Consider the following 20,571-nt stretch of genomic DNA (forward strand, 5'->3'; position numbering starts at 1 on the left):
GGAGTGTTTTAGGGTTTATGAAAAAAATAATATCAAGCAAAAAGAAAAATCCTATAGCGAAAAAGAAGTATGCTAGACTTTTAGCAATGGTTTTAGGTGGATGCTTAATGACTGGGAATGTTTTTGCTGCAGATTTAGCGGCAGTTGCTTCTTCGGATTACACAAATAGTCAAGTAGGAAAAGTTACAGGATCAAGAGTAACTACGCATGTCGATGCGGATCCATCAGCAGGCGTTATTAAAGAGTTAAATGGGGATGCTGGGCTATATGCAATCAATGAAAATGGTGAAAGTAAACTAGTCTTGAGACAATATACTTACAGCACGACTGAATTAAAACCCAATCGTGTATTGGATGTAAATGGGGATTGGAATAACCCTGATCAGACTGGAGTGATAAAAGCAGTTGCTAATATGCATGCAGCCGCTTCTAATGGAAAATATTTATTTGCAACAGGATATGATTTAGGTCAAATTGGTGTAGCAGAAATTGCAGGAGGCTCTTTAAAAGATCAACCGAGTTTAACTGTTAATTTGAAGAATTGCATTAATGACAATTGTAGTGCTGGTTATGGCGCAAAGACTACGGTACATGGTGAAGGTATTGCAGTACGTGGGGATAAACTTTACTTAGTTGCAAGTGTTAATTTGGAAGGGGGCTATGACAATTATGACAATGGATATTTATTGCAATTTAATATTAAAGATAATGGCAGTTTAGAGTTTAATAGTTATACTAGAGTAGGTAAAAATGCAGATCAGGTTCGATTGAGTTTTTATAATGATTCAGTGTTTATCCCGTTTATTGGTGGGATGCAAAATTATGGGGCAGGTAATGCAGAGTCAAGAATTGATGTCGTCAAAATTTCTAATGGGCAGCTAAATACAACATCCCAGGCTATAAAAAAACCGGAAAATGTTAAGTGTGATTTTAGAAACCTGAAAATTTTGCCGAATGGGACAGCCTATGTAATGACTTATAATTTAGCTGCGACAGGTAGTGGAATGGATGCGCATGTTTATAAGACAACTGTATCTAATTTGATGTCAGAAAATCCAAAAAATTGGGAAGAAATTGTTAGTGGTCAGTATGAAGGCTGGTTTGGTAAGCTGGATGCGGAGTACTATACTAAACGGCTATGGCTGGAAGCCGGCGATAAATTACAGGTATATACTGATGGCAGTACGAAGCCGATTGTTTGGAATGCGAAAGATTTTTCTACCGATGAGCAATATTCTTTGTTTAACGCAGTTGAAATCATACCTACAGATACTGTAAACGGCGAGCTTGCTCAATTAAAATTCATGGCAGATGAAGGATTGACCCAATCGTCACAAACATTGAATAAAAGAGTAAATTTAAATGCAACAAGTAATAGTGGTGACTATAAAAGTAGCATTACAGGAACGGCATCCGATGTACAGTATAACGCAGTAACAAATGATAATAGCCATTATCATTTTGATGCGGATAAAACAATAAACTTGGGGCTCGAAAAATCAGGGGGGAATTTAGATAACAATATATTAGCAGATATCTATGCAAATGATGGCAACGATATTGTAATTGACGCTAGTGCGAATACATTGCAATTGCAAGCTAAAAACTATATCGGGACTCCGGTAGGGATTTTTGCGGGAAACGGTAAAAATGTAAGTATTGATGCCGGAAAATTAAATATTATTACGAGTGGATATCAAGGGGGAAATAGTTTAACAAATGCTATTTGGAATGATGCCGGTAAAGATAAAACGAGTACGATTGAAATCAATGCTCCGGTAAATATTTCTATGAGTGACGGTTTAGGTGGAAATGGAATTGCGATACAAAAAACGGATCGCTGGGGCGAGAAAAGTAATGAAGCAAATGATAGTTCAAAAGTTATCATTCATGGAGATGTAAGTATTTTAGGTGCAGATAATACGGTGTGGGGAATCCCAATAAACGGTGAAAACGTTTATTCAAGATTTAATAATGCAGGCATTTTAACGGCTGTTGACAAAAGTGAAGTCGTGATTGATGGGAATGTAGATTTCGCGGTATACGGAAATGGTGTTACGACAAATGCCAAAGATAGTAAGGTTAGTATCAATGGAGGAAAGATTGTAGCTCCGTCATCCACGCAATATGGATATTACGCATTATCATCTTATCTTGGTGCAATCAATATGAATACGGGGATAGATGGAAAAACAGTAGGGAGTAATACGGTAAAACTTGATGGTGATTTATTTGCACTAAATACCGGTACGATAAATCTTGCACTAATAAATAATAATTCTTATTTAAATGGAATCATTGATAATGGTGGCACAGCAAATCTATATTTGCAAAATGGTGCTACTTGGTATAATGCAAAACAGAATAATCGCTATGCAGATGATAATGAAGATATAGGTGCAGGACAGATTAGTCATGTAAGTCGTCTTACAGGTGGAAACACACCACAAAATCGAGGTGTGATTTATCAAAAAGACAGCAACCCGATTACGATCGATAGGTATAGCGGAAATACTTTGGCTTGGTATGATCATAATACATCATCGCCAGCTGAAATAATTGGTGGGGCTATTCATATAAAATCGGCAGATTTAGATTCTACGATGACTTTATGGACAGGAAATAATGGGATTAATACAGCAGATAGTGCTACAGATAGTGAAAAGGCAACTTTAAATACCGTATTGGATAATCTTGCAAAAAAACTGGTTTATGAAGGGTATAAAGGTAAGGTTGAAAATAATTTAAAAGGAACAGTTGGTATCGCGGAAGGAATGACATCTTCATCGGCGTTAAAAAGTGGGGATATCACATTTAGTCAAATAACAGGAGAAGGGAGTTATCAAAGTACAAGTAATCCACCAATACCTACAGAACAGATTACTACATCATTTACTACAACTTTGACCGGACTTAAGGATAATGATATCCAATATGTAAATGGCGGCGTGGTTCAAAAAAATGCGACGGGACAAGAGGGATATCGTCTTACGAAAGATAGTACGATTACCGTGAATGATCAGAATGTAACGGCGAGCAATATTGGCTATTATCCGGCAGTCGTTGGAATTTTAGGCAATGGAAATGACATTACCGTTGTTGCGGATGGGAAATCGCTGGATTTGGATTGTGTAAGCACAACGGGAACCAGTCAGGCAATTGGTGTATATGCGAATAAAAACGTAAATGTACAAGCCAATAATTTGAATATTAAAGCGACAGCTCCAGGAAAAACGGCTGCAGGGATTTTTGTCCAAAATGGCGGTCAAGCTGTAATCAATGGAAATGTTGATATGTCAGTCAAAAACTCTACTGATGGTGATGCGGATGGAATTTATCTTTATAACGGCGGCTCTAAGCTCACAATCAATGGTGACCTTAATATGAAAGGAAACGGTGAAGGCGATTTAGCCTATGGTGTTTTAGCTGCTGAAAAAGGTGGGTATGGAACAAAGGTATATCAAGCTAAAGGCATTTATATGTACGATAACAGTACTGACGGTGGGGAAGTAAAGATTACCGGAAAAGCTGATATTGCCGTTAAAGGTACCGGAATCGATATGCGAGGGAGCAAGAACAATAAAATAACGATTGACAGTGGAAGTATTATCACACCTGAAAGTACGACTGATGAATTTAAAGCGATTGGCATTGCAGCGGGTACATTCAATATGGGAATGACGGATCAAGGAATTGTAAATGGGAAGGATGTAACTGTCAAAGGGCAAATTTATGCTTTAGAAAAAGGGACGATTAACCTTGGATTAGGTAGTAGTAACTCCTTGTTTGCAGGCGTTGTTAGTAATACGAACGGTGGCGCTATTAATTTATTTTTAGAAAAGGGTGCTACATGGGAAAATACGCTTAATTCAAAATCAGCTACTTTTAATGGCAGTCATGTCAATACAGTATCGGGTGGAAAAACAAAACAAAATCAGGGTGTAATTTCTCAAAAAGACAGCAACCCGATTACAATCGATAAGTATAGCGGATATACTACTGTTTTATATGGGCATGACAAGACAACACCGACCAATATCATTGGTGGAATTTTGACGATAAATAGTGCGTTAGGCGATAGCTTTATCACATTGCGCACGGATAATGTAGGATTAAATACTGATTCTGATAAAGCGAATGATAAAAATCTGGTAAGTGAAACGTTAAATGCTTTAGCAAATAAATTGTACTATACTGCCCATACAAATGGAGAAAAAAATCTTAGCGGTATGGTAGAGATTGCTGAAGGGTTAACGGCTGCTTCCGCAAGTAAAAAATCTGGGTCTATAACGTATAAAACAGATGGTCAAGGACAATATGAATATACGCAAGCTGTAGATGCACCTAAAACTGATCCTATTACGAAAAGTATGACATTAACTGATGATTATGAAGCTATAGCCACAGTGGCAAACGCGTATGGTGATAAATATGTAAGTGCATTGTTTAATGGTAGTGAAAGTACATCAAAACAAAATCCAATGGTTATTGATATGGCAGGACATAATTTAACGTTGAAATCAGAAAGCCCTGACAAGATTGCAGCTGGTATGTTTGTTAGTGCCAATGATTATATCAATGTAAAAAACAATGATGCTACTAAAAAATTATCTATCAGTTCGACGATTAATGATACCCGCGGTGCAATGGGGATTCAGTTAGATGGGAATTCTCATTTAGCTATTTCAGGTGCGGTAGATATCGATGGCGTATCAACGAATGGGGATAGTGTAACAGGAATTCATATCCAGGGGCAAAATAGTGATATCAAGATTGATGGTCCATTAACGATGAAAAATATAACAGCAAAACGAGAACGAGGGAATGGGATCAATGCTGCGGGAATTCGAGTGACGGGGGACAATTCAACTGTTACGGTAAATGATATCGTTGATATTACTGGGATAAGAGGAAATGGTCTTAATACTGTTGGCGCAGATTCATCAATTTCCGTTAAGGGTGGAACGATTACTGCGGCAGAGGATGCTGATAAATCAAAACTGTTTTATGCAATTCGCGTAGATAAAGGTACTGTTAGCGTGAATATGAACGGTCAAAATGCCGGAAATACAACGACTAAAATAAATGGTGATGTCTTTGTCAACAAAGAATACGGTAAAAGAGTAGTAGAATACAGTGGTGGAGAACTTGTTGATTTTACGAAGAACGGTAATCTAAATTTAGCACTTACTGATAACCAATCTTTTTGGACAGGTGTTGCAGGGTATTCTATTGATAAAAGTGATTATGGTACTGGCGGATTTACTGCACATGATGCAGGAGATTTCAACTTATACCTTCAAAATGGCGCTACATGGACAAATCAGCAACAATCAAGTGTTAAACAACAAACAAACAATGAGGCTACTTTCAGTGGTAGTAAGGTAACAAAGTTAACGGGCGGTACTGATAAAGATCATGCAGGTTTGATATTCCAAAAAGATAATCGTGATATTACGGTTGACAATTATAGCGGTAATATGAAAGTCTTTTATGAACATGAGTTGAGTACGCCGACAACGATGATTGGTGGGAACATAAAAATTAATCATGCAGCAACGGATAGTGGAATTATTTTTAGTACCGATAATGCAGGAGTAACGAATGAAAATAGTAACGCAGTATTAAATGCATTGGCGAATAAGCTATATTATAACGCATATATAAGCGGAGAAAGAAATCTTATTGGTCAAGCTGAAATCACGGAAGGGCTTACTTCATCGGCAAAAGCACTCAAGTTAGTTGATATGACATTTAACGAAACGACGGGGCAAGGGGAATATAAAGTACCTGTGATTCCTGATAATCAGACTGAAACAGAATTTACGAGGGCGATTACCGGAAATAAAGAAACAAATAGCGAATATGTGGATAGTGGTGTTTTAAAAGAAAACGGAACGTATAGTTTTACTAAAGATACAACAATCAATGCGGAGAAAAACCTCATTGCTGCCGGAGCTTGGATGCCTAAGATTAGTTCGGCAATATCCGGAAGTACTGAAGCTACATCAGTGCTACTTGACATGAATAATAAAGATTTAATAATTAATGCAACTACTGATACACATACGACGGGGATAACGGCAATTGGCGATGGAAAAGTAGAAATTGATCATGCCGGTAAAATAACAATAAATACCGAAAGTACGGGTGGTGGGCAGACTGCTGCATTATATACCAATGGCGGTGGTCATATAGTCATACATAATGGGGGAGAAAACCTAGAAGATAAAGTATTGACGGTAAGAGCAAATACTACAAGTATCGCGAACGGTGCAGTAATTAAATCTATGAATGGAGTCGGCGGCAAAGAATCAAGTATTATTATTGATGGGCTTGTAGATGTAGTGGCAGACGGTAATGGTGATGCGAAAAATGGAAAAGGGGCAAATGAAGGCATCAGTGCAGTTGCATCGACGATTGAAATTGGTGGAGGTAGTATCAAAGCCGTTAACGGTGCTTGGTGTGCAATTCGTGCTTATGGAGAATTTGTTTCGAATAATTACGGCACTGTAAACATCAATGTAGCGAAAGATGAACAGGGAAATATCATTGGAGCAGGCAAGAACAAGACTACGATTGAAGGTGCGATTGTAACAAATGGTGGAATGGGAACGAAAGGTAGAGTGAGCATTGGATTAAGTACGCCAGACTCCTATTGGAAAGGTGATTACACAGATGTAACGGGATATGGTGTAACACAGGGACAGTTGGGGAATGTGAATTTGTTTATGACCAATGGTGCAAACTGGACAGGATATACGAAAGGAACGATGAATGTTGATATGTCTAGCGGAGCAACTTGGGAAGGATATAACGTTGGTGATAACTTCAATTTAAGTCTAAGCGATCAAGCTATTTGGAAAAATAATAATAAGACAGAAAATCCTAGCAAAGTCCAATATTTAACTGGTGCTAAAGACAAAAATAAGATTGGCTATATTCAAATGACACAAGATGCTACGGCTAATTTGGTAATAGATAATTATAGTGGAAATACCTTAGCTTGGTATGATCATAATACAGCATCTCCGACAGAGCTAATTGGTGGTTCGATTACTGTAAAATCGGCAGCACCTGATTCGACAATGACGTTGTGGACAGGAAACAACGGTGTTAATACAGCAACGAGTGCAACCGATGCAGAAAAAGAAACGCTGAATACAGTATTAGATAATTTGGCAAAGAAATTAATTTATACGGGCTATATAGGCAAAGCAGAAGAAAATTTGAAAGGGTATGTCGGTATTGCAGAAGGCATGACTTCATCTTCGGCGATAAAGAATAGTGAAATTAAATTCAGTAAAACAACCGGTGAGGGAAGTTATGAACATCAAATTACGCCACCGACTCCGCCTATTCCACCGGTAATACCAAGTGAATTTAATACGCCAATTGGGAAGGATAACGCTAATGATGAGTACAAGGATGTAATGGATGATACCGGAAGGACATATACGTTTACGAAAGATACTAAAGTCGATGTTGACGATACTAAACAAGTGGCTGACGGTGTTACTGCAGCAGTATATAGTAATAATAAAGACACTATAATTAATGCTGAAGGTAAAAATATTGTATTAGATGCGAATGGAACAGCAAATAAATCTTATGGTATAGCTGCTACGGCTGAAAATAGCAATATAAATGTAAATGCGAGCAACGTGACAATTCATACATCCGGTAGCAATGAAAGTAGTGGGATCTATAGCGACCAGGGAAATGTAAGTATCATAAATAATATTTCAGTTCATGCGAAAAATGGGAATGGAATTTTAGCAAAGGATAATGGGAAAGTTACAATTAATGGTGATGCTGATATTACTGTAGATGAAAATAATGCACAAGCAGTTTGGGCTTCTGCCGGCACGGTTGAAATAAAAGGTGATACCACGATTAATGCAGTTAATAAAACAGCACTGCTAGCCGAGGCAGGTGGTCAAATAAAACTTGATACAACGAATAAACGTGTGAATATCACAGGCGACATTGAAAATCATGGTGGAAGTATAGCGATTGTTCCAGGGGAAGATTCTGTAATTAAAGGCGCGATAAGAAATACAAGTGGTAATGTAGAAATTAGTTTAGGCAAGGGATCGGTCTTAGAAGGTGGCATTGAAACCGGATCTACTCAGAAAACTTTTTCGATGATGCGTAATGTATCAGCAGAGCCAATAACTAAACTTTCTTTAGTAGATGGTGCAATATGGAGGTTTAATGCAGATAAAGATGCTAATGTAAGTGACCTTGTTGGAGGAAGTAAAGGTCATGAAGGAATCATTGAACAAAAGTCTGCTCATGAGATTACTGCTCATACCTTTAGTGGTAATATGAATGTAAAATATGCTAGTACATATGCTGATGGAAATTTAATGATTAATGATAATCAGGGTAATTTTGTAATTAATGGACTAAAAGCAGGTTCGAGTAATAACAGTATTACGATTTCTACTGATAATAATAATGTAAATGCATTGGATAATACTTCATGGGAAAAAACGTTAAACAGCTTGGCTAACAAAGTGCAATATAATGGCGTAATTAATGAAGATGGACGAGTAAGTAATTTGACTGGTATGGCAACTGTTAATGAAAGCATTACTGCACCATCAGCAAAAGCAGAGATATTATTTAAAAATGGGACTGATAGCAATATAATAGATAAAATTACGTTTAATAATGGTTCAAGTGGAACTATCACTTATGGTGATTATGAAACTGCGGTGATGAGTGGAGTAAAATCTGCGATGACATCAGCTGCTATGGGATGGCGCACTGAAAATAACAATCTCATGAAACGTATGGGGGATTTACGGTTATCATCCGGAGATGTTGGAGCATGGGCACGTATTTATAGAGGAAAATCTAGTAGTGATAAAAATAAAACCGATTATAAAGCAAATTATAATACTGTTCAAGTTGGCTACGATAAAGAAGTCGATGGAAATTGGCGTGTTGGTACTGCGATAAGCATTATGGAAGGTGACAGCAGCTATCAATATGGAGGTAGCGGTGATGACAAGTCTAAGAGTATTGCACTTTATGGAACATGGAATGGAGAAAAAGGACATTATGCCGATTTGATCTTGAAAGGAACGAAACTGACTAATGATTATACGGTATTCAATGCTGATGGACATCAGGTAGAAGGAGATTATGATACTTGGGGAACCTCTATTAGTGCAGAGTACGGTCGTCGAATTAAGCAAGATAATGGTTTTTATTATGAACCACAGTTAGAATTTACGTATGGGCATCTTAATGGAAGTGATTATGATGCGACGAGTGACTTCATGGATGTCAATGGCAAGTATAAGACGATGAATGTAAATCAAAGTAGTATGAATAGTTTGATAGGACGTATTGGGATAGCATTTGGTAGAGAAATGGAGAAAAACAGTGTTTACGCACAATTATCATATAGTCATGAATTCTGTGGTGATATGAATACGTATTATGATGCTGATAATATGCCAAAAAGTACAAAGCAAGATTTTAAAGACAGCTGGGTAACATTCATGTTAGGCGGAACTTCTCAACTCAATGATAAACTTTATGCCTATGGTAATTTCGAGAAATCAATAGGTGGCGACATAAAAACTGACTGGCGTATTGATGCTGGTTTACGTTGGAGTTTCTAATTTGCAATAAATATAGACAGGGGCTATATTTAGCCTCTGTCAAAATAAAATTTAGGAGTGATATTCATGGTAGAAGCAGTACAAGAAGAAATCAAAAAAACGAGTGACCAAATGAATGAGAAAGCAGAAAACTTTCAAAAATTTTTAGAAAAAAATGAAATTCATGTGTTCAATGTAGAAGTGATGAACGATGAATTGAAGAGTGTTGTTTTCAGATCGCGCATAGAAGTGAATAGTCAGATGTTACCAATGGGTATTATTATTGACGAAAGTATTTTTACGCTTATTCGAACACAAATATTTACCGGTATTGATGAGAAAAAACAAGGGGAAATAGTTGAGTTTATAAATGAAATCAATAGAGACTTTAAAATTTTTAAATACTATATAGGCACAGATTATAATTTATATCTTGATGTTTGCCTCCCATTTGTTGAGGAAACATTTGATAGTAATATGGTTCATCTGATGCTAGATATGATAGTAAAACATTTAAAGGATGCTTATCCTAAGATTATGCAGAAAATTTGGGCAGAATAATAATAGTTTACATAAAAAATAGAATTTATAATGTATATTAAGGAGCGTTTTAAAATGAAAAAAATATTTTTAGCGGTTATGGTTTCTGTAGTTTGTTTATTTGGACTTGCAAATGGTGGGATTTCTAAAGCAGAAGCAGCGGAAAGTCTTGGATATGTTAACTTGCAGGCGGTTTTTGCTGCATATCCTAATATAAATAAAGCAGAGATGACGCTACAGCAAGAACAGCAAAAATCGCAGCAAGAATATCATTCTAGGGCGGCAACGTTAAATGATGCGGAAAAGATGGCATTAGAAAAAGAATTGAACCAAGCTTTGGCGAAAAAACAATTGGAAGTCATGGAACCGATTCAAACGAAGATAAATCAAGCAATTGCTAAAGCGGCACAAGCAAAAGGAATCCATCAAGTTGTTAAAGCAGAAGAAATGCTGTATGGTGGTACAGACTTGACGAAAGACGTTATTGAGATGATTAAGTAAAAATAAGAATATAATTATAATAGGTTAAATAAAATGGGTCTCCAGCCATAGAGATATTCTCTATGGCTGGAGACTTTTTCTATGTGAAAAAATTCGTAGAAAAATGTTGACTATATGACCACTATATAGTTTATAATGACAATCGTTGTTTAAAATAGCATATTTGCACAAGGGGTGCCGCAAGGCTTAATAGGGAAATCGGTAGAATCCGATACGGTCCCGCCGCTGTAAGGGGAGCAACTTCTATAATGTCACTGGAGAATTTCTGGGAAGGCAGAAGAAGCGATGAACCTAAGTCAGAAGAACTGCCCATTGTAAGATCACCGTTAGACCTGCGACAGACAGGAAGGGGATATTGCGCTATATACTTAGTATATAGCGCAATATTTTGCCCTTTCCCAATCATGGGAAAGGGTTTTTTATTTTGTTTCAGAGGAAGCTGTAGGACCATGAAAGATTGGCTATAGATTATCCTTTGTATAGATGATGAAAGATAAAAGGGGAAGAGTAAATGTTAAGAAGTGAAAGAAATTTGTACAAGAAGATTTTTCTTACGATGTTAATGGGGACAAGTTTTGTGCTTAGTGGTGCGGTAGGACATGCGGAGGAAGCTGGGGATGTTGCGGTTAAGGAAGAAAAACCAGCAGCAGAAATGAAAACAGCAACGCTTGATGAGTTTACATTAGATGAAGTAATCGTTACGGCGCAACGTATTGAAACAAAAGATTTAGACACACCGGCAACGACGACGGTAATTACCGCACAAAAGTTAAAAGATAGTGGTGCAGCGACTGTTTTTGAAGCAATTGAGCGCATTCCTGGGATTAATAGCTATTCATATGGAAATGGTGGCGGTGATTATGGCGCAATGTATTCGCGTATTAATATCCGTGGGATGGATAAGGGTACGCTTATTTTAGTGAATGGCAGTCCTGTAAACTTAATGAATTATAATAGTATGATGAGCTCTATTCCAGTAGAAGCAGTAGATCGAGTTGAAATTGTAAAAGGTTCAAATGCCGTTTTATATGGTGCAGAAGCTATGGGCGGCGTCATTAATATTATTACGAAAAAATCTGGTACAGTTGGCGGAAGTGTAACAGCGCAAACGGGCAATTATAATAAAAACTACTCCGTGGGCGTAAATGCGGATGATGTTAGTATTTTTTATAAACGCGAATTCTATAATTCTATCGATGATTATAATCCACTATTTGCTACAACAACGAAAAAGACTTCAAAAGATAAAGGGACGAGAGACTCTATCTTTATGAATTATAATATTAATGATAAATTAACAATGACTTACGCATATTCAGATACAGATAGTACTTATAAACAGTTTTCCTATGATAATGCTACAAAAGATTGGACGAAGCTTACTAAAGAAAATTTATATTATGATAATAGACAAAATGTAAATTTGAGCTATGATGACACGGAGAATCAATTAAAATCTACGATTACTTATAATAAGAATAAGCTAAGAGGCTATAAAGGTGCTACAACGAATACGGATTTAAGCAGCATTGATTTTAATACGCAAAAAGCATGGGATATTAATGATGGAAAAGATACCTTGGTAGGCGGCATTAATGTACATCGCGAAAGCTATACGCAAAACAAGGGTGCTCATACAGGTGACTTTGATAGAGACAGTTATGCATTATACCTTTCTTATACCAATCAAATCAATGATAGATTTTCAACGACGATTGGTGCAAGAGAGCATTTTGTGAAGGGAAATGAGTATGATGATGCACAAAATATCTTTTTACCACAAATACAAACGCTTTATAAAATCAACGATAATACTTCCTGGTATGTGAATATTGGTAAATCGTTTGAGCTTCCGGCATCGAATTCACCTTTTTATGGATCGGCTGCTGTATCTACAGCAATTCCATTAAAGCCACAAGAGGGATGGAATTATGAAACTGGTTTAAAAGTGATTCATGATACGGAGTCTTTTAAGCTAGCAGTTTTCAAAATGGATGTAAAAAATAAATTTAAATGGGTAAAAGAAAACACAGTAATTCCAGGTGGTGATGAAAATACAAGCATTCAAATTAATCGTGATAAATTTAGAAATACGGGTGTAGAAATGGAATATACGAAAAAGTTGAATGATAATTTGCAACTTAATCTAGGTGCTTATTATGGAAATCCGGAAGCAAAAGATGGTGATGGTGATTGGATGCAAGATGAAGCCAGATTACAATTTTCTGCGGGAGCTACCTATAAAAAAGATAAATTGACGCTTGATATGGAGTGGTTTGTGACAGCAAAACGCGAAATGGCATATTATAATTACGCAGGTAATACGAAATACCAAGATCATAGAGTTCCTGACAAAATTGATTTGAATTTAACGATGCAATATGCTATTAATCCTGAGGATACAATTACCTTGGGCGGATATAATTTACTAAATCGTGAAAACCCGATAAATAATTCGGAAAATTGGTCTACTCCTCGTAATTATAGATTAGCTTATACACATAGGTTCTAATTTTATATAAAATGGCAGATATTAAATGATATCTGCCATTTTAGTATCAGTTTTGGCTATAGAAGAGGTATTGTGAGGATGTGAAAATTGAGAAAACAAAAATATAGTATATGTTTTACTGCTTTTTTAGTCATAATTATTTTTTGTATGACTGCATGTGGAAAGAGTGAAAAAATAGCTGTTACTAATAATTTAGATACTGCCTATGAAGCTGTTGATTCTCAGGGCAGTGTAATAAAAATGTTTGAAAAACCCAAAAAAATCATGACAACACATTTCTATTTAGATGCAATTGTTTTAGGGATTGTTCCTCCTGAGAGAATGATTGCTATTTTTAAAACTGCTTCTGATCCAGCTGTATCTTATATGGTAAAAAAAGCTGAAAAAATTCAAAATAATACCAGTGAAATATCTTTGGAAACAGTCGTTGCTTTAAGCCCGGATTTAATTATTACGCGGGAAGGGGCAGGGGAAGAAATGATACAAAGCTATCGTGATTTGGAAACCCCTGTTTTTGTGGTATAAAGGCTTACGAATGATTTTTTGATTGCACTGATTGGGGTTATGCTGTACAATATTCTAAGTAATTTTGTCTTGTGGAAGGTAATGGATGATGAATTTTGTTGCAATAGATTTTGAAACGGCGAATCAATATCGTAATAGTGCATGCAGTGTTGCTGTTGTTGAAGTGAAAAATGGAGAAATATATGATTCTTACTATGCATTGATTCGTCCACCGATTATGCAGTTTAATCGAATTAATATAGATATTCATGGGATTACACCGGCTGATGTGAGAGATAAACCTAATTTTTCAACAATATGGAGCGATTTGAAGCCATGTTTGGAAGGCAGGAATGTCATTGCCCATAATGCGAGCTTCGATATGAGTGTGTTAAAAAGTTGTTTGACTTATTATCAGCTTACGATGCCAAATTTTTCGCATTTTTGTACAGTCAGTATGGCAAAAAAGGTTTGGCCGGAATTAGAAAATCATAAACTAGGGACTTTAGGCGATTATTTTCATATTGATTTTCAGCATCATAATGCATTAGATGATGCTAGGACCTGTGCTTGTGTTGCACTTCTTGCTGCGAAAAAATTACAGGTAACAAGTTTTCGGGAACTTATTACTAAGTTAGGGCTGCCGAATAAAAAGTTTTGTTGACACCCATAGGGCAATCTAATAGAGGATAACTTAGATAAGGGGGAAGCGAAATGATATTGGTAAGTGCGTGTTTATTAGGTCATAATACAAAGTATAATGGTGGGTCAAATGATCATCCTCTGCTGATAAAATATAATGAGTTAGGAAAATTTGTTGCAGTCTGTCCAGAGTGCTTAGGAAAACTGCCAATTCCGCATCCACCTTCGGAAATTATTGGCGGCAGTGGAAAAGATGTTTGGACAGAAAAAGCGAAAGTGATTAGCAATCAGCATCATGTGGTAACGGCAAATTTTATTCATGGAGCAGAAAGAGTTTTAGAAATTGCCAAGCAATATAAGATAAAAGCGGCGATCTTAAAAGAGCGTAGTCCATCTTGTGGGGTACATCAAATTTATGATGGAACTTTTTCTGATAAAAGAGTTTCTGGTGAAGGGGTTGCGACAGCGTTACTTAGAAAAAATGAGATTGCTGTTTATTCAGAAGAAGAGATAACCGAAAAGTTATTGCAAAAGTTGCTAGATGAAAATCATGCTTAAATAGGCTGATTTCTTGACAAGTGTGTTATGAAAGCAGTATAGTAATAACATATATAAAAAACGATGAAGAGGAGAGTACATTACTGTCGATTGTTTAAGAGAGGAAACTCATGGCTGGAAAGTTTCTCAATCGTGATAATGGAAAGTAGCCTTGGAGTTGCTGGGCTGAAATAATAGTAGGTTCAGTCGCGAGTGCGGCGTTATTGCAGGATGAGTTTTACAGGATGCCTGTAAAAAAAGTAAGGTGGTACCACGAAAGTATGCTCTTTCGTCCTTTGAGGACGGAAGAGCTTTTTATTTTTGCAAAATCTTGGAGGTTTAATATTATGGAAGAAAAAAATATTCCGACTGTATATGATCCACAGTCCTTTGAAAAGAAATGGTATAAATTTTGGGAAGAAAATCAGTTGTTTCATGCGGAAGTAGAACGTGATAAGAAACCGTTTAGCATTGTTATTCCACCACCAAATGTTACGGGTCAGCTGCATATGGGACATGCACTTGATAACACTTTGCAAGATATTCAAATTCGTTGGCGCAGAATGCAAGGTTACAATACGCTTTGGATGCCGGGATCAGATCATGCAGGGATTGCTACGCAGATTAAAGTTGAAGAAATGCTCCGTAACGAACAAGGGCTATCGCGCCATGATATTGGTCGTGAAAAATTCATTGAGCATGTTTGGGAGTGGAAACATCAATATGGCAGTAAGATTACAAAGCAATTGCGCAGTCTTGGTGCATCTTGTGATTGGCAGCGTGAACGTTTTACGATGGATGAAGGATGCTCTGAGGCAGTACGTGAAGTTTTTGTTTCTTTATATGAAAAAGGTTTGATTTATCAAGGACATCGAATTACAAATTGGTGTCCGCGTTGTAGTACGGCTTTAAGTGATATTGAAGTTGAGCATGAGGATAAGCCGGGGCATCTTTATCATTTACGCTATCAAGTTGAAGGTTCAGATGAGTTTGTTGAAATTGCGACGACCCGTCCGGAAACAATGCTTGGGGATACTGGTGTAGCGGTACATCCAGAGGATGAACGCTATACGCATCTTATCGGAAAAAAATTGATTTTACCAATCGTTGGGCGTAAGATTCCTGTGTTTGCTGATGAATATGTAGATCCGAAATTTGGTACAGGCGTAGTAAAGGTTACACCAGCTCATGATCCGAATGACTTTGAAATGGGGCAGCGTCATGGGTTAGAACAAATCGTTGTGTTAAATGATGATGCGACTATGGCAGATAATACAGGAAAATATAAAGGCATGGATCGTTATGAATGCCGAAAAGTATTGCTTGAAGATTTAAAAGCTTTAGGTAATTTGGTGAGCATTGAAGAACACAATCATGCTGTTGGTCATTGCCAACGTTGTCATACAGTAGTTGAACCAATGATTTCTAAACAATGGTTTGTCAAAATGGAATCGTTAGCAAAACCTGCAATGGAAGCCGTAACGAGTGGAAAAATTCAATTTGTACCTGAACGTTTTACGAAAATTTATTTAAATTGGCTAGAGAGTATTCGTGATTGGTGTATTTCTCGTCAATTATGGTGGGGGCATCGAATTCCGGCTTGGTACTGCGATGAATGTGGTGAAACGTTTGTTTCTCGCGAAGATCTTTCGGTATGTTCGAAATGCGGTAAAGCCCTTCGCCAAGATGAGGACGTGCTTGATACTTGGTTTAGTTCTGCTTTATGGCCATTTTCTACAATGGGGTGGCCGAAAGATACAGAAGAACTAAAGCAATTCTATCCTACAAGTGTACTTGTTACAGGCTATGATATTATTTTCTTCTGGGTTGCGAGAATGATCATGATGGGCTTGGAATTTAAACAAGAAATTCCATTTAAACATGTATTCATTCATGGGTTAGTTCGTGATTCTCAAGGTCGTAAAATGAGTAAATCTCTTGGTAATGGGATTGATCCAGTAGAAGTAATTGAGAAATATGGCGCAGATACGTTAAGATTTATGTTGATTACAGGAAATACACCTGGAAATGATATGCGTTTTTATTGGGAACGCGTAGAAGCAACGCGTAATTTTGCGAATAAATTGTGGAATGCATCTCGCTTTGTCTTAATGAACTTAGAGGGTTTTGATGCTGCGTTTAGACCAAAACAAGAAGATTATACTTTAGCTGATCGTTGGATACTAAGTCGTTATGCAAAAACAGTTGCTGATGTCACAAACAATTTGGAACGGTTTGAATTAGGAGAAGCAGGACGCGCTTTATACGATTTTATTTGGAATGAATTCTGCGATTGGTATATCGAAATGGCAAAAGCACGTCTGTATAATAAAGACGCAGTTACAGCTCGTCAAACAGCGCAATATGTACTTTGTTATGTGCTTGAAAATACACTGAAATTATTGCATCCGTTTATGCCATATATTACAGAAGAAATTTGGCAACATATTCCGCATGAAGGAATTAGCATTATGGTGGCGAAATATCCATGTGGCGAAGAAGAAAAGATTGATGAATTAGCGGAAACTTCAATGAATGCAATTATGGATACGATAAAATCAATTCGCAATATGCGTGCAGAAGTGAATGTAGCACCTGGAAAAAAGAGCGAAGTGATTTTGACTTTTGCAACGGATGAATTAAAAGAAGTGTTTATTCAAAATGAGGGGTATTTAAAAGTGTTAGCTGGTGCTGAGCCGGTTGCTATCCTTGAGGCTGATGCACAAAAACCGGAAAATGCAATGACCGCAGTAGTAAATGGTGTGGAAGTTTATCTACCATTAAAGGGCCTGATTGATGTAGAAAAAGAAACGGCTAGGTTGAATAAAGAACTTGCTACGCTTGATAAAGAATTAGCTAGAGTAAGTGGAAAATTATCTAATGCTGGATTTGTGGCAAAAGCACCAGCAGAAGTGATTGCCAAAGAAAAAGAAAAGCAAAAAGGTTTTGAAGAAAAACGTATTGCAATTAATGAACGCTTGACTTATTTAGCAAGCTTATAAAAGGACTGAAAAAAGTGAATTATCAAGAAGCTTTAGCGTATTTAGATAGTTTGAATACTTTCGGGATTAAATTAGGTTTAGTAAGAATCACGCGTTTATTGAAACTATTAGAGAATCCGCAGAATAAGTATAAAACGATTCACGTCACCGGTACGAATGGAAAAGGTTCTACAACGGCAATGCTTACTTCTATTTTAACGAATGCGAAAATTAAGACGGGGATGTATACATCTCCGCATCTTGTTTCGTATACTGAACGCATGCAAATAGATGGAAGCTATATCAGTGAAAATGAATTTGCTGATTGCATTAGGATTGTGAAAGAAAAAGTTGAAGAAATGATTGCAGAAGGAGAAGAAAATCCAACGCAGTTTGAAGTCATTACAGCGGCGGCTTTCTTTTACTTTGCCAAAATGCAGGTAGAATATGCAGTGATTGAAGTTGGATTAGGAGGACTTTTAGATTCAACGAATGTGATTATTCCAGAAGTATCTGTAATTACAAATGTTACTTTAGAACATGCGGAGCGGTGTGGTGGAACTTTAGAAGGTGTAGCAGAGCATAAAGCTGGAATTATCAAAGATGGAGTTCCTGTGGTAACTGCTGCAAAGGGAATTGCACTAGAAATCATTCAAGAAAAAGCAAGGGAAAAAAATGCGGATGTATTTGTTGCAGGCGAAGATTTTACGAGTGAGTTTAAAAGTTTTGCAACGAATAAGCAATGCCTTACTTTTAACTCTGGAATGGTAGGTGTATCGTCTACGTATTGTTTGGGTGTACTCGGCGAACATCAAATTGAAAATAGTTCGATTGCAATTATGACAGCTTTAATTTTAGCGACAAATGAAAAGCGAATTACGAGCGAAGGGATGCAAAAGTCTTTATCAGAGGTAAGTTGGGCTGGACGTTTTGAAGTTATGCAGCAAGAGAATGAACAAATTATGATTATTGATGGCGCGCATAACAACGCAGGGGCAGAAGTTTTAAGAAGAAATTTAGATAAATATTTTCCTCATGCAGAAATAGTGTTTCTATTAGGTATTCTTGAAGATAAAGATGTTAGCGGGATTATTCATCATCTTATTCATGAAGAGAATGTAGTCGTTGTGACAAAGCCGGATTCAAATCGTGCGGCTGCACCAAAGAAAGTTGCGGAGATGATTTTTGCCAAACAGGTAGAAGCAATTGAAGATATTGACGACGCTTTAAAAAGAGCAAAAGAGCTTGCCGCAAATGGAAAGATATTGTGCGTAGCAGGATCGTTGTATTTAATTGGTGTGGTTAGATCTCTTTTAATACAACAAGAATAATTTTTGTTTTTCTTCCTATGTGAATTTGGATTCTTTTCAATTTGCATAGGAAGAAAAATTATCTAAATAAAATCATAAATAGGTGAGTTTGTGCAAAATATAAGTGTTGAAAATAAAAAAGAAATGTATCTTGATTGGATGATACAAAAATCTATTTTAGCATTAGGGTTCTTTTTGGTATTATCCCCAATGCTGACTACAATTTTTTTGCTTATCGGTTCAAGTGCGTGGCTTATCAAACTTTTTTTGATAAAAGAGTGTAATTTTAAGCGCACTATTTTTGATATTCCTATTGCGTGCTTTGCTGGGTTTGGAGCGATTTCTGTTTTTGCATCGTTAGATACAGGGTTTAGTTTTTATAATTTTTATAATTTAATGGGACAATATGTATTAGTGTATTATTTATTTGTTCAAAATATTTCTACGATGAAGCAGATAAAACAATTAATTATAGCTATGTTAATCGCTGGTATAGGAGCAGTTGGTTATGGATTTTATCAATATATACATGGAATAGACATTACGAGTATGTTATGGGTGGATGGAGATCAATTCCCAGAGTTAAAAACGAGAGTGTTTTCAACGATGCAGAATCCTAATATTTTTGCGGGGTATCTGCTTGTTATGCTATCCATGTTTTTTGGTGTGTTTACAAAAGTGAGCTCACAAAAAATTAAGAGCAGTATGGCTATTTTATTTATTTTATTTTTTGCTTGTCTTACACTGACTTATTGTCGTGGAGCTATTTTAAGTTTGGCACTTGTACTGGCTTTTTACGGTATCATAAAAAACAAAAGGTTATTTTTCATGATGATAGTTGCGGGTTTAATAGTAGCCGTCTTTGATACAAGCATTACTGAACGAATTATGTCTGCTTTTAATGCAGACGACAGTTCCTCGCAAATGCGGATGGCGATGTGGGAAAGTACGGTCGCGATGATTATTGAGCATCCGATTTTTGGTGTTGGTTGGGGTTCCTACTTTATGGTGTATCCATATTATGATTTTTTTATTAATAATCCCGATGTTTTAATTGTTCACGCGCATAATATGTACCTTAATATTGCGGCTGAAATAGGATTACTTGGTTTTATGGCTTTTTGCTCTGTTTTATTTGGTGCAATGCATATGGCTTTTTCTAAACCGCAAATAAGGGAAAGTCAATTATTAAATGGCCTTATGCTGGGCTTTGGGTTAGCTTTAGCCTGTATTGCAGTGAATGGATTTACAGATTATGTTTTATTTAATATTGAATTATCAATGCTATTTTGGATAATTAATGCGTTTATTGTGATTATTCAGCGTGAACGACTGGATTAATATTTTTTATTTATTGCAGGTTTTTATTTTAGAATTTAAAATAGTAGTGGAGATAGAATCGATTATTGTAAGGAGGCTTGGCA

10 protein-coding genes, 1 riboswitch and 1 other annotated feature are annotated in these 20,571 nt (G+C 36.6%); all 10 genes read left to right on the forward strand.

All coding sequences use genetic code 11. From position 1 onward, the window contains the following. Nucleotides 1-17 precede the first annotated feature (17 nt). The 10 genes from P3F81_RS03405 (at nucleotide 18) to P3F81_RS03450 (ending at nucleotide 20,488) form a co-directional block, all read left to right on the forward strand. Nucleotides 18-9,641: an autotransporter outer membrane beta-barrel domain-containing protein gene (locus P3F81_RS03405; RefSeq protein ID WP_147667691.1), complete on the forward strand. Its 9,624-nt coding sequence runs from the start codon at nucleotides 18-20 to the stop codon at nucleotides 9,639-9,641. 66 nt (nucleotides 9,642-9,707) lie between these two features. Next, nucleotides 9,708-10,181, forward strand: a complete 474-nt coding sequence (locus tag P3F81_RS03410; RefSeq protein ID WP_147667692.1) for a YbjN domain-containing protein — start codon at nucleotides 9,708-9,710, stop codon at nucleotides 10,179-10,181. A 54-nt stretch (nucleotides 10,182-10,235) separates the two neighbouring features. Then, nucleotides 10,236-10,661 carry an OmpH family outer membrane protein gene (locus P3F81_RS03415; protein WP_309320624.1) on the forward strand — a complete coding sequence of 142 codons (426 nt, stop codon included), beginning with the start codon at nucleotides 10,236-10,238 and terminating at the stop codon, nucleotides 10,659-10,661. A gap of 155 nt (nucleotides 10,662-10,816) precedes the next feature. After that, a riboswitch (cobalamin riboswitch) is annotated at nucleotides 10,817-10,988 on the forward strand. 184 nt (nucleotides 10,989-11,172) lie between these two features. Then, nucleotides 11,173-13,173: a TonB-dependent receptor plug domain-containing protein gene (locus tag P3F81_RS03420; protein WP_147667694.1), complete on the forward strand. Its 2,001-nt coding sequence runs from the start codon at nucleotides 11,173-11,175 to the stop codon at nucleotides 13,171-13,173. 87 nt (nucleotides 13,174-13,260) lie between these two features. After that, nucleotides 13,261-13,698 carry an ABC transporter substrate-binding protein gene (locus P3F81_RS03425; RefSeq protein WP_147667695.1) on the forward strand — a complete coding sequence of 146 codons (438 nt, stop codon included), beginning with the start codon at nucleotides 13,261-13,263 and terminating at the stop codon, nucleotides 13,696-13,698. Between the two features lie 85 nt (nucleotides 13,699-13,783). Next, nucleotides 13,784-14,341, forward strand: coding sequence for a 3'-5' exonuclease (locus tag P3F81_RS03430; protein WP_309320625.1), 558 nt, complete (start codon nucleotides 13,784-13,786; stop codon nucleotides 14,339-14,341). A 50-nt stretch (nucleotides 14,342-14,391) separates the two neighbouring features. Beyond that, nucleotides 14,392-14,877: a 2-thiouracil desulfurase family protein gene (locus tag P3F81_RS03435; protein WP_147667696.1), complete on the forward strand. Its 486-nt coding sequence runs from the start codon at nucleotides 14,392-14,394 to the stop codon at nucleotides 14,875-14,877. A gap of 54 nt (nucleotides 14,878-14,931) precedes the next feature. Beyond that, nucleotides 14,932-15,156, forward strand: a binding site (T-box leader). A 47-nt stretch (nucleotides 15,157-15,203) separates the two neighbouring features. Then, nucleotides 15,204-17,858, forward strand: a complete 2,655-nt coding sequence (locus P3F81_RS03440; protein ID WP_147667697.1) for a valine--tRNA ligase — start codon at nucleotides 15,204-15,206, stop codon at nucleotides 17,856-17,858. A gap of 14 nt (nucleotides 17,859-17,872) precedes the next feature. After that, a complete protein-coding gene (locus P3F81_RS03445) occupies nucleotides 17,873-19,168 on the forward strand; it encodes a bifunctional folylpolyglutamate synthase/dihydrofolate synthase (RefSeq protein ID WP_147667698.1) in 1,296 nt (431 codons plus the stop codon). 90 nt (nucleotides 19,169-19,258) lie between these two features. Beyond that, a complete protein-coding gene (locus P3F81_RS03450) occupies nucleotides 19,259-20,488 on the forward strand; it encodes an O-antigen ligase family protein (protein ID WP_309320626.1) in 1,230 nt (409 codons plus the stop codon). Nucleotides 20,489-20,571 lie beyond the last annotated feature (83 nt).

It is taken from the genome of Selenobaculum gibii, assembly GCF_030273445.1.
In the GTDB taxonomy this organism is placed as follows: Bacteria; Bacillota; Negativicutes; order ICN-92133; family ICN-92133; genus Selenobaculum; species Selenobaculum gibii.

Bases quoted from the DNA above. Each gene is read 5' to 3' on its own strand.
- P3F81_RS03405 (WP_147667691.1), top strand. From the start codon at position 18: ATGAAAAAAATAATATCAAGCAAAAAGAAAAATCCTATAGCGAAAAAG.
- P3F81_RS03410 (WP_147667692.1), top strand. From the start codon at position 9,708: ATGGTAGAAGCAGTACAAGAAGAAATCAAAAAAACGAGTGACCAAATG.
- P3F81_RS03415 (WP_309320624.1), top strand. From the start codon at position 10,236: ATGAAAAAAATATTTTTAGCGGTTATGGTTTCTGTAGTTTGTTTATTT.
- P3F81_RS03420 (WP_147667694.1), top strand. From the start codon at position 11,173: ATGTTAAGAAGTGAAAGAAATTTGTACAAGAAGATTTTTCTTACGATG.
- P3F81_RS03430 (WP_309320625.1), top strand. From the start codon at position 13,784: ATGATGAATTTTGTTGCAATAGATTTTGAAACGGCGAATCAATATCGT.
- P3F81_RS03435 (WP_147667696.1), top strand. From the start codon at position 14,392: ATGATATTGGTAAGTGCGTGTTTATTAGGTCATAATACAAAGTATAAT.
- P3F81_RS03440 (WP_147667697.1), top strand. From the start codon at position 15,204: ATGGAAGAAAAAAATATTCCGACTGTATATGATCCACAGTCCTTTGAA.